This window comes from Candidatus Nealsonbacteria bacterium (genome assembly GCA_026396195.1).
In the GTDB taxonomy this organism is placed as follows: Bacteria; Patescibacteriota; Minisyncoccia; order Minisyncoccales; family JAGGXC01; genus JAPLXH01.
This window is the reverse complement of the sequence record JAPLXH010000002.1, coordinates 41,366-51,740: the sequence shown is the minus strand read 5'-3', so window position 1 is coordinate 51,740 and position 10,375 is coordinate 41,366. Positions and strand designations below refer to the sequence as shown.

General features: G+C 37.9%; 9 protein-coding genes. All 9 read right to left on the bottom strand.

Going from position 1 to position 10,375, the window contains the following annotated elements; all coding sequences use genetic code 11:
• Positions 1-180: 180 nt before the first annotated feature.
• The 9 genes from acs to NTU58_00520 all read right to left on the bottom strand — a co-directional run bounded on the left by acs (position 181) and on the right by NTU58_00520 (position 10,353).
• On the bottom strand, positions 181-2,097 hold the full coding sequence (gene acs, locus NTU58_00560) for an acetate--CoA ligase (GenBank protein MCX6764191.1): 1,917 nt from the start codon (positions 2,095-2,097) through the stop codon (positions 181-183).
• Positions 2,098-2,234: 137 nt separating this feature from the next.
• Positions 2,235-3,257, bottom strand: coding sequence for a type I glyceraldehyde-3-phosphate dehydrogenase (gene gap, locus NTU58_00555; GenBank protein ID MCX6764190.1), 1,023 nt, complete (start codon positions 3,255-3,257; stop codon positions 2,235-2,237).
• A gap of 165 nt (positions 3,258-3,422) precedes the next feature.
• The gene (locus NTU58_00550; GenBank protein MCX6764189.1) at positions 3,423-3,656 is read right to left on the bottom strand and encodes a glutathione S-transferase N-terminal domain-containing protein; all 234 of its coding nucleotides are present in this window, start codon (positions 3,654-3,656) and stop codon (positions 3,423-3,425) included.
• Complete coding sequence (locus NTU58_00545) at positions 3,653-4,546, bottom strand: ROK family protein (GenBank protein MCX6764188.1); 894 nt, start codon at positions 4,544-4,546, stop codon at positions 3,653-3,655. Before NTU58_00545 ends, NTU58_00550 begins: the two co-directional genes overlap by 4 nt.
• A 109-nt stretch (positions 4,547-4,655) precedes the next feature.
• Entirely contained in the window at positions 4,656-5,054 is a 399-nt protein-coding gene (locus NTU58_00540; protein MCX6764187.1) for a hypothetical protein, read from the bottom strand.
• 87 nt (positions 5,055-5,141) lie between these two features.
• On the bottom strand, positions 5,142-6,113 hold the full coding sequence (locus NTU58_00535) for a hypothetical protein (protein MCX6764186.1): 972 nt from the start codon (positions 6,111-6,113) through the stop codon (positions 5,142-5,144).
• Between the two features lie 48 nt (positions 6,114-6,161).
• Complete coding sequence (apgM, locus tag NTU58_00530; protein ID MCX6764185.1) at positions 6,162-7,367, bottom strand: 2,3-bisphosphoglycerate-independent phosphoglycerate mutase; 1,206 nt, start codon at positions 7,365-7,367, stop codon at positions 6,162-6,164.
• Positions 7,368-7,372: 5 nt separating this feature from the next.
• The gene (gene leuS / locus NTU58_00525; GenBank protein ID MCX6764184.1) at positions 7,373-10,003 is read right to left on the bottom strand and encodes a leucine--tRNA ligase; all 2,631 of its coding nucleotides are present in this window, start codon (positions 10,001-10,003) and stop codon (positions 7,373-7,375) included.
• Between the two features lie 92 nt (positions 10,004-10,095).
• Positions 10,096-10,353 carry a hypothetical protein gene (locus tag NTU58_00520; protein ID MCX6764183.1) on the bottom strand — a complete coding sequence of 86 codons (258 nt, stop codon included), beginning with the start codon at positions 10,351-10,353 and terminating at the stop codon, positions 10,096-10,098.
• Positions 10,354-10,375 lie beyond the last annotated feature (22 nt).

Genomic DNA, 10,375 nt, shown 5'->3' with positions numbered 1-10,375 from the left:
TCGGAAATTATTTTTTCAATTTTATTCAGTACCTTCAACCCCAATGGTAAAAAAGTATAAACCCCGGCCGTCAATTTATCAATAAAGCCGGCTCTAAGCAATAACTTAGCGCTTTCACGCAGCTCTTCCTTAGAAATATCCCTTATTGTTTTGGTAAAAAGTTTTGATTGAAGCATATTTCTACTTTTTAATTATTCGCTTAATTTTTTCTACGCTTTCGGGATTGGATAAAGTGGAAAGGTCTCCCAATTCCTCGCCGATAAAAATTTTCTTTAAAATTCTCCTCATTATCTTTCCCGACCTGGTTTTTGGCAAATCATCAACTATATAAATTTCTTTTGGCAAAGAAATCGGCCCTATTTCTTTCATAATTTGATTCTTGACGCTGGCTTTAATTTCCTCCAAGGGCTTTTCTTCTTTCAAGGCCACAAAGGCCAAAGGAACTTCTCCTTTTATTGCGTCCGGGATTCCAACCACGGCTGATTCCACGACTCCGGGAATCAGGTTAATCGCGGCTTCCAATTCTCCGGTGGTCACCCGATGTCCCGCTATTTTTATCACGTCATCAACCCGTCCCACGATTCTGAACAATCCTTTTTTATCTTTTAAAGCCGCGTCAGAAGTAAAATAAATTTTGTTGCCATACTGGCTCCAATAGGTTTCAACATATTTTTCGTGATTCTTATAAATTCCTCCGAAAAGACCCGGAGAAAAAGGCGGCAAAATTACCAGATTCCCTTCTTTTCCCGTTGGCAAAGATTTGCCCTTATCATTTAAAATATCAAAAATAACTCCGGGAAACGGCAGTCCGGTAAAAGAGGGCTTGAATGGTCCTATTCCCGGCAAAGAAGTGATTAAAACTCCGCCGGTTTCCGTCTGCCACCAAGTATCAACAATCGGACATCTGCCTTTTCCCACTTCATTAAAATACCAACCCCAGGAAGATTCGTCAATCGGCTCGCCTACTGAACCTAAAAGCCGAAGGGTTTCAAATTTATAATTTTTAATAATTTCTTTGCCGTACTTAACAAACATTCTAATTGCCGTGGGGGCTGTATAAAAAACAGTGACACCGTGCTTTTCAATGGTTTGAGCCCAGCGAGCCGGCGTTGGCCAGTCCGGAGCTCCTTCAAATATCAAAAAAGTGGCGCCGTTTAACAAGGGAGAATAACAGCTGTAGGTGTGGCCGGTAATCCAACCCATATCGGAAGTTGACCAAAAGATATCATCGTCTTTCCAGTCAAAAATTAATTTTCCCGTCCATAAGGCCTGCACCGAATATCCGCCGCAGTGCATAACGCAGCCCTTAGGTTTTCCGGTACTGCCGGAAGTATATAAAATAAATAAAGTGTCGTTTGCGTCCATAACCTCAGGAGCGCAATAATCGGGTTGGTCCTTTATTACTTCATCAAACCAAATATCTTTTTCTTGATTCCAGGGAATTTCATTTTTCGCCCTCTTTACCACGATAACTTTTTTAATTTTAGTTTCTTTTATTCCTTCATCGGCTCCTTGTTTTAAAGACATAATCTGTCCCCTTCGGTAATAACCGTCTGCTGTAATTAAAACCTCGGCTTCATTGTCCTGTAATCTTACTTTTAAAGCTTGCGAGGAAAAAGCTGAAAAAACCACTGCGTGAATGGCGCCTATTCTGGCGCAAGCCAACATTGAGATTATTGTTTCGGGAATCATGGGCAAGTAAATTCCCACCCTGTCCCCTTTCTTGACTCCCATTTTTTTCAAACCATTGGCAAACCTGTTGACCTGCCGGTAAAGCTCGTAATAAGTTACCATTATCGGCTTTTCTTCAGGGGATTCCGGTTCCCAGATTATCGCCACTTTGTTTTTTCTTTTTTCCAGGTTTTTCTCCAGAACATTATAAGTTATGTTTATTTTTCCGTCGGAAAACCATTCAAAATAAGGAGGTTTGTGGACAAAAACTTTTTTCCAGGGTTTAAACCAAAAAAGCTCTTTGGCTAAGCCCGCCCAAAATTTCTGGGGATTTTTTTGCGACTCTTTATAAATAGAGGGGCTTTTAACCCAAGCCCTTTCTTTCTGTTCTTTTGTAGGATAATACAGATTTCCTTTTTTTATCATAAATTTAAAAATGAATTAATTTACCATTAATCAATTTCGCTCTTTTATTCTAACAAAAAAAACAGCTTTGACAAAGCGAAAAGGTGGAAACTTTCCACCCTTTTTTTAATTATATGTCTTGTGTGATTTTTAAATTTTTATAATTTTCTTCCGATAAATTCAATGAAGTCGGCGAACCTTGAAGCATATCCCCACTCGTTGTCGTACCAGGAAATAACTTTCACCATATTATCAAATACTTTAGTCAAAGAAGAATCCACGATTGAGGAAAGGGAGTTGCCTTTGTAGTCGCAGGAAACCAAAGGAGTATCCTCTACTTCCAAAATTCCCTGAAATCTTTTTTCTTTGGAAGCTTTTTTCAACGTGAAATTAACTTCTTCGGCCGTAGTTTTTTTCTTAACCTCGCAAACCAAATCCACCACTGAAACAGTGGATATAGGCACCCTGAAAGCCATGCCGTCCAGCTTGCCTTTAAGTTCCGGAATAACTTTACCGATGGCTTTAGCAGCTCCCGTAGTTGTGGGAATAATGCTTAAAGCCGCGGCTCTCGCTCTTCTTAAATCTTTGTGGGGCAGGTCCAGTAAATTCTGGTCGTTGGTATAAGCGTGGATAGTAGTCATAAATCCTTTAACAATTCCGAAATTTTCATGCAAAACTTTGGCGACCGGAGCCAGACAGTTTGTCGTGCAAGAACCCATGTCGCAAATAAAATCTTTTGAAGGGTCAAACTTGTCCTCGTTGATTCCTAAAATAAAAGACGGAGTGTTATCGCTTTTAGCCGGCGCTGAAATCACCACTCTTTTGGCTCCGGCTTTCAAATGCTTGCCGGCGCCCTCCTCGTCCGTAAAGTGGCCTGTGCATTCCAAGACAACATCTATGCCTAATTTTTTCCAAGGCAAATTTAAAGGGTCTTTTTCGTTAAAAATTTTAATTTCCTTGCGGCCACATTTTCCCTCAATCAACAAAGAACTGTTAACGGTTTTTACGGAACCGTCGTATGTTCCATAAGTGGAATCGTACTTAAACAAATGAGCCAAGGTATTGCTGTCGGTTAAATCGTTAATCGCCATAACTTCCAGTTCCGGGTGGCCATCTAAAATGCTTTTTAAGGTTAATCGGCCGATTCGGCCAAAACCATTGATTGCAATTTTTATCATAATTTTGAATTATTGTTTAGTATATTATTATTTATTAATTTTTGAAAAGCGAGAAATTTAATTTTGGGACCATCCGCAGTCCCGATTTATCGGGACGAGGACCTGAGTCAGTTTTATCGCTGGAATAAAACTGATGTGTACCAAAAATTAAATTACGAGCGCTTTTTACTATTTATTAATTTTTAAAATTTTACAAATTTTTTCTCTGTCAAAACCAACAATCACTTCTCCGTCAATTTCAATAACGGGTACCGTCATTTGGCCTGATTTTTTTATCATTTCATCCTGGGCTACCTGGTCTTCCGAAACGTCAACTTCTTTGAAATCAATATTCTTTTGCTCTAAAAAAGCTCTCAAGCTGACGCAATAGGGGCAAAATTTCGTTGAATATAATTTAATCATAATGAAATTAACAATGCCGCTCCCAAAGCGCCGGCAAAATCTCCCAATTTCGTTATTTTTATTTTAACATTTTTTCTGGATTCAATGGAGAGGATTCTCTTTTTCATTTCTTTTTTGGCGGGTTCCAGAATCAAAAAACCGGATTTGGCAAACCCGCCGCCGATTACAATAATTTCCGGGTCTAAAATATTAACCAAATTCGCCAATCCCTTTCCCAAATTCCGGCCAAATTCTTCGTATATTTTTTTTGCTCCTTTATCTCCTTTTTTAGCTCTTTCTTCTAATTCAATCGAAGAAACATTGCTTTTCATTTTAATAAATTTTTCGGAAGCGTATTTTTCAAAACATCCGTTGCTTCCGCAGGAACATTTAGGGCCTTTAAAATCTAAAACCATGTGTCCGATTTCTGCCGCTCCGCCAAAAGCGCCTTTGTAAATTTCTAATTTGCCGTTTGCAACTTTAAATACCAGTCCTCCGCCGATTCCGCTTCCCAAAGTTATTCCCAAAACAATCCCGCAACCCTTGCCCGCCCCCATCATCGCTTCCGCCAGAGTAAAACACCTTGCGTCGTTTTCCATTTTGGTTTTAATTCCCAAGTTCTTTTCGATAATTTTAGCCAATTTTAAATTGGAAAGCATCTTTAAATTCGGCGGATTTAAAATAATATCCCCTTTTTTGTTAAGAGGCCCGGCAATACCCAAACCGATTCCTGAAATTTCAGATTTTGAAATATTGGAAATCAGGTCTTTGATATTTTCTTCAATCGCTTTTATTATTTCGTTTTTATTTGATGGGGTTTTTATTTTTCTGCTGGAAACGATAAAAGAATCTTTTAATAAAACAAAGCTTGTTTTTGTCGCCCCTATGTCAGCCCCAATTAAATATTCCATAATTTTTTGGTAACAGCCAAAAAGTATATCGGCATGTTCGCTATAATTAATCTATTTTAACAGATTTATTAAAATAAATAAAAAGAGGTCCCGATAAAATTGAGACCTTTTATTTGTCATCCGACATTTTGTTGTAAGCTTCTTCCGGCCAGCCGCCTTGAGCTTTTAAACGTAAAAGTGAATTTTTTTTAAGAACTTGTCGAGCTATTTCTATTTTTTCAGCTTCCGGAAGTTCCAAGCTAATTCCGTATTTCAAGCAAAACTGCGTTGATAATTTTTTGCGTCTTATCAGGAGACTGTCTTTTCTCCTTTTTTTCGCTCGAAAACTAGCTTTACATCTTTTATATTCTTCAGATTCTTTGTTTTTTCTTTTTAAACATTCCAATTGGCGGCGAATCATCGGAATTTCCCTGATTAATCTCTCCAACTCGCAATCGGTATTGATATACTTTAAGGCTAGTTTAACTTTTTTTCTTTTTTCCTTTATTAAAAGACGATTCAATCCCATCACCTCAGTTTCGACTTTAAAACATAAAAAATATTTCGTCAACCAAAAAGCGCCATCCATCCGGACGGCGCTTTTTTTAATTACAAATTATTGACAGCTGCCGCCGCTAGTCCCGCCCGTTGTTACGCCAAAACCGGAAGAAGCGGAAGACGTTGAAAGCGTTTGGTTACATTCTGCAGGAGCAGTAGTGAAAGCATCGCAAATCGCTTTTTTGAATCCTTCGGGCGACCTGTCGCTGATATTAACGACTTTATCGTTAATCACGACTGTCGGGGAACCTCCAACCTGATATTGCTGGTTAAGCTCTCCCTGAACGTCAAATTTCGGATACTGGCCGTTAAGCCAGGTTGATTTGTCGTTGTATTGCTCGGTAATCTTAAATTGATGGTCTGTCGCAGAAATACAAGAATTCATTTTTACTTTGTCTATTCCTGTGTCGGAAAGGCACTTATCAAAGTTTCCTTCTTGAACAAAACAGCTCAAGTAGGCGCTGTATTTATCTCCTTGCTCTGCTTGAATGCAATATTGCCTTAAGTTTTCATCAATTTCGTTTTTGCCGTGCATTATATAGTTAACAAAATATACTCCCATGTCCGCTTTATCTTTTAACAAACTAAGAACCGGTAAAAGAGCTTTTTGGGTTTGCAATCCGAAAGGACAATAAGACATTACAAATAATTTAACGTCCGGTTTATCTCTTTTAGCTCCAACCTCCTGCTTTTTTTCTTCCATGTTAAAACCCTGGACAAACAACATATTTCCGTCAAGGCTGACATAAGGCTCGAATTCTTCTTCGTTAACTTTAATTTTTAATTTATAAAGCTCGTTTTCTTTTATTATGCTGACCAAAGAAGCGCTTAATCCTTCCTGCAGCATATTTTTATTGATAAAAGCCAAGGCTTTTTCGGCTACGGTTTGGGAAGAAAGAACATCGGCTGAACTCTTGTTGGCATCGCATTTTTTATGATTAGTGTAAAGTAAGGTTCCGCTAATTATAACTGCGGCAATGATAATAGATAGCACTGCTAAATTTTTGAAGTTTTTGAGGTTTTTTAACATATGTTATTTTTTTATTAATTTTTAATAATAATCTATATTACCAAATCTTTATTTTTTGTAAAGCTCTAAAATTTTTGCCATCAAATCCGTTTGTTTTAAAATCCCTAATTTTCCTCCCTTGCAGTCCTTCTCGGAAAACTTAGAAATATTCTCAAAACCTGTTCCTGAAATTAAAATCGGAATTAATTCATCGCAGTGCCTTTTCAAATTACAGCAGGTTGAATGGTCCGCCGTGATGACTATCAAAACATCTTTTAAGCCCAAAAGCGGTTTTAAGTTTTCGTCGATTTTTTCAATAAATTCTTTCTTTCCCTTCCAATCTCCGTCCTCGGCCAAGCAGTCCATTGCTTTTATATGCAGAAAAACAAAATCATATTTTTTTAAGGCATTTTTAGCGAATAAAAATTTACCTGCTAAATTAGTTAAGATGGAACCATCCGCCCCCTTTACTTCTATAATTTTCATTCCCAAAGACTTGCTTATTCCCTTGTAAATACTTCTACCCGCAATACAGCAAGCTTTCAATCCATATCTTTTTTTAAAACTGGGTAATTCTATAAAAGAACTGACCCCTCTAAGTAAAAAATAGTTGGCTGGCAATAGACCCTGTTCTTTTCTTTTTTTATTAAAAGGATGCTCCTTTAAAATCTGATGGCTCCTTTCTAAGAATTTATTCAGAACATCGGCGGTGAACTTGGCTTCTCGGGTTTCGTCCAAGGGCTCTATTTTTCTTAATCCTGTTTCTAGTTTTCCGTAATGAGGATCACCTTCGGAAATCGCGGAACTTAAATTTTTTCCTCGTAAATCTATTCCCACCCTATAACCGTCGGCATATTTAACGATAAATTTTATTCCGTCAATTTTTATCCCGTCCACCGCCTTAACCAGATCAAAGGTATTATCGACTCTGCCAGCCCGCCGGTCAACAACTTCCATTTTATCATCAACTGTGGAAAAATTTCCCCGCAAAGCGACATCCCCTTTTTTCATTTTAATTCCCGCGCCCAAAACCGTGAAAAATCCCCGGCGAATCGGATATTTATCGGCGCTATAGCCAAATAATGAAAAATGCCCCTCTTCCGACGTGGGAAGCAATGTGTTGTAATGGACCGGCGAAAGCAATCCGCAAAGGCCGGATTTTAAAAGTGCGTTCATGTTGGGAGTTTGGGCCGCTTCCAAAGGAGTTTTGTTTCCCAATTCAGGAACCGGGCTGTCCCCTAACCCGTCAAGCACGATAAAAATTATTTTTTTCATAAAAATTAAATTACGATATTAATTAATCTTTTGGGCACAAAAATAATTTTTTTGATTTCTTTTCCTTCAATCCATTTTTTTATTTTTTCCCGGCTAAGAGCCAACTCTTTAGCTTCTTCTTCTGAAATGTCCGGTAAAACTTCTACCTGGTCTCTCATTTTTCCGTTAATCTGAATCAGTAAAACGATTTTTTCTTCCTGAATTAATTTTTCATCATATTTTGGCCATTCTTCCAGATGAATGCTTTTTTTATTTCCCATTTCTTTCCAAAGCTCTTCGGTAACATGAGGGGCTAAGGGCGCCAATAGAATAAGCATTCTTTCAATTACATCTTTGCCGACTTCTTTTTCATTTTCTTGGGCAAAATTAACAAATTCCATAAAAGAAGCTATAGCGGTGTTAAATTTCATATTTTCCAGATCTTCGCTGACTTTTTTGTTCAACTGATGAACTAATTTTATAGCTTCCTTTCCGCTTTTTTTATTTCGAACCGATAAGTCGGATTGAAAGAACTTGTCCCGTTCGCAACGGGATACCCCGCCGCTTGCGGCGGGGAGGGGTTCATTATTTTTACATTCCAAAACTAAACTCCAAACTTTGTTTAAAAATCTGAAAACTCCGTTCACGCTTTTTGAATTCCAGGCAATTGCCTGGTCAAAAGGCCCCATAAACATTTCATAAACTCTCAAAGTGTCAGCTCCGTATTGTTTAACTATGTCATCGGGATTAATGACATTTCCTCTGGACTTTGACATTTTCTGGTTATCTTCGGCCACAACCATTCCATGGGAAGTTCTTTTTTGATAGGGTTCGAGAGCGGGAGCTGAGCCGATGTCAAAAAGGAATTTATAAATGAATCGGGAATATAAAAGGTGCAAGGTGGTGTGTTCCATCCCGCCGTTATACCAATCAACCGGAAACCAATATTTTAATTTTTTAAAATCAGCTATCGCCTTGTTGTTTTTTGGGTCGCAGTATCTCATATAATACCAATTAGAACCCGCCCAATTTGGCATTGTGTCTGTTTCTCTTCTGGCTTTCCCCCCGCATTGAGGACACTTTACGTTAACCCACTCTTTAATTCCGGCCAAAGGCGACTCTCCGGTGCCGGTTGGCTGATATTTTTCAATATAGGGCAATTCAATTGGCAAATCTTTTTCCGGAACAGGAACTGTTCCGCACTTCTCGCAATGAATTATGGGAATTGGCTCTCCCCAATAATGCTGGCGGGAAAAAACCCAATCACGAAGTTTGTATTTAATGGTTTTCTTCCCCAAGTCTTTTTCCTCCAGCCATAAAGTTATTTTTTCTTTAGCTTTTTGTGTTGATAAAAAGTTTAGATTTATATCATTATTGCTCGAATTAATATTAAATCCTTCGTCGCAAAAAGCCTTATTAACCATAATTTCGTCAATCGCCAATTTAAAAAATGGGTCTTCGTAAATATTTTTTATTTCTTTCGGATACGATTTTAAATCTTCGGGGTTAAATGATTGCCCTTTTGGTAAAACTACTGGTTTAATTTTTAAATTATATTTTTTTGCGAACTCCCAGTCCCTTTGATCATGAGCCGGCACCATCATCACCGCTCCCCCGCCGTAAGTGGAAATTACATAGTCACCGATCCAAATCGGTACCTCCTCGTTGTTAGCCGGATTTATGCAATGGGAACCCGTAAAAACTCCTGTTTTTTCTTTTTCCAGTTTCGTTCTTTCAAATTCTGTTTTTTCTCTTGATTGTTTTATATATTCCTGAACTTTTTCCGCAAATTCTTTTTTAATTAAATTTTTTACAAAAGGATGTTCCGGCGCTAAAACCACGGCCGTTACCCCAAAAAGAGTGTCGGCTCTGGTGGTGAATACCTCAATTTGCAATTTGGTGCTTCGAATCGGCTCAGCACCATCCTGAGTTTCTCGAAGGGTGGAATCTACAATTTGAAATTTGACCTCTACCCCCTCGCTCTTCCCTATCCATTCTATTTGCTGGGCTTTTATTTTTTCCAGATAATCAAGGTTTTTTAAATCCTCAATTAATCTGTCGGCATATTTGGTAATTTTCAACATCCATTGTTTGATTTCTTTTTGTTCTACTCCCTTTCCGCACCTTTCGCATTTACCCCCTACCACTTCTTCGTGGGCCAACCCAATTTTGCAAGCCGGACACCAGTTAATCGGAATCTTAGCCTGATAAGCCAAGCCATTGTTAAACATTTGCAAAAAAATCCACTGAGTCCATTTATAATATTTAGGGTCAGTAGTGTTAATCTCGCGGGACCAATCAAAAGAAACTCCCAAGCTTTTAATTTGTCTTTTATAATTGGCAATATTTTTTTCCGTTGTTATTTTCGGATGAACTCCGGTTTTAATGGCAAAGTTCTCTGCCGGCAAACCAAAAGCATCCCAGCCAATCGGGAATAAGACATTAAAACCTTCCATTCTTTTTTTTCTAACAACCGCATCTATTGCCAAATAAGGTCGGCAATGGCCGACATGCAATCCTTGTCCTGAAGGATAAGGAAACTCAATCAAAATATATTTTTTGGTTTTTTTTGAAAAATCTTCGGCTTGATAGAATTTCTTCTTTTCCCAAAAATCCTGCCATTTTTTCTCAATTTTCTTATGATTGTATTCTTTCATTTTGTTATGTTTTCTTATTTTACTACTTTTTTTTACCAAAACAAAAGCCCGCGTCAAACGCGGGTGGCAACTAAAATTTTAAACAAAAAAAATTAATAGTCTAACTTTATTCCGACTTTTTCGGCAATTTGGTGAAGCCATTTTTCATGGCGGTCAACTTTGTGCGCCAATACAAGCATTTCTTGAAAATAAGTATCCGCTTTCTTGGCGTAAGCGTCAACAGAAGTCTGAAGATCTGAAAAATCTTTTCTTAATTCTTCTAAATCTGGCTTAGTGGCTACTTCTTCTCTGGTAGCAAAAACCTCAATAAGTTTTTTTATGTCTTCATCTGTAAGCATAATATTATTCATTTACATTTTAACTCTTCAATGG

What these genes read in the sequence shown, in the direction of transcription:
- acs (MCX6764191.1), bottom strand. Translation starts at nt 2,097, where the DNA reads ATGATAAAAAAAGGAAATCTGTATTATCCTACAAAAGAACAGAAAGAA.
- NTU58_00550 (MCX6764189.1), bottom strand. Translation starts at nt 3,656, where the DNA reads ATGATTAAATTATATTCAACGAAATTTTGCCCCTATTGCGTCAGCTTG.
- NTU58_00545 (MCX6764188.1), bottom strand. Translation starts at nt 4,546, where the DNA reads ATGGAATATTTAATTGGGGCTGACATAGGGGCGACAAAAACAAGCTTT.
- NTU58_00540 (MCX6764187.1), bottom strand. Translation starts at nt 5,054, where the DNA reads ATGGGATTGAATCGTCTTTTAATAAAGGAAAAAAGAAAAAAAGTTAAA.
- NTU58_00535 (MCX6764186.1), bottom strand. Translation starts at nt 6,113, where the DNA reads ATGTTAAAAAACCTCAAAAACTTCAAAAATTTAGCAGTGCTATCTATT.
- apgM (MCX6764185.1), bottom strand. Translation starts at nt 7,367, where the DNA reads ATGAAAAAAATAATTTTTATCGTGCTTGACGGGTTAGGGGACAGCCCG.
- leuS (MCX6764184.1), bottom strand. Translation starts at nt 10,003, where the DNA reads ATGAAAGAATACAATCATAAGAAAATTGAGAAAAAATGGCAGGATTTT.
- NTU58_00520 (MCX6764183.1), bottom strand. Translation starts at nt 10,353, where the DNA reads ATGAATAATATTATGCTTACAGATGAAGACATAAAAAAACTTATTGAG.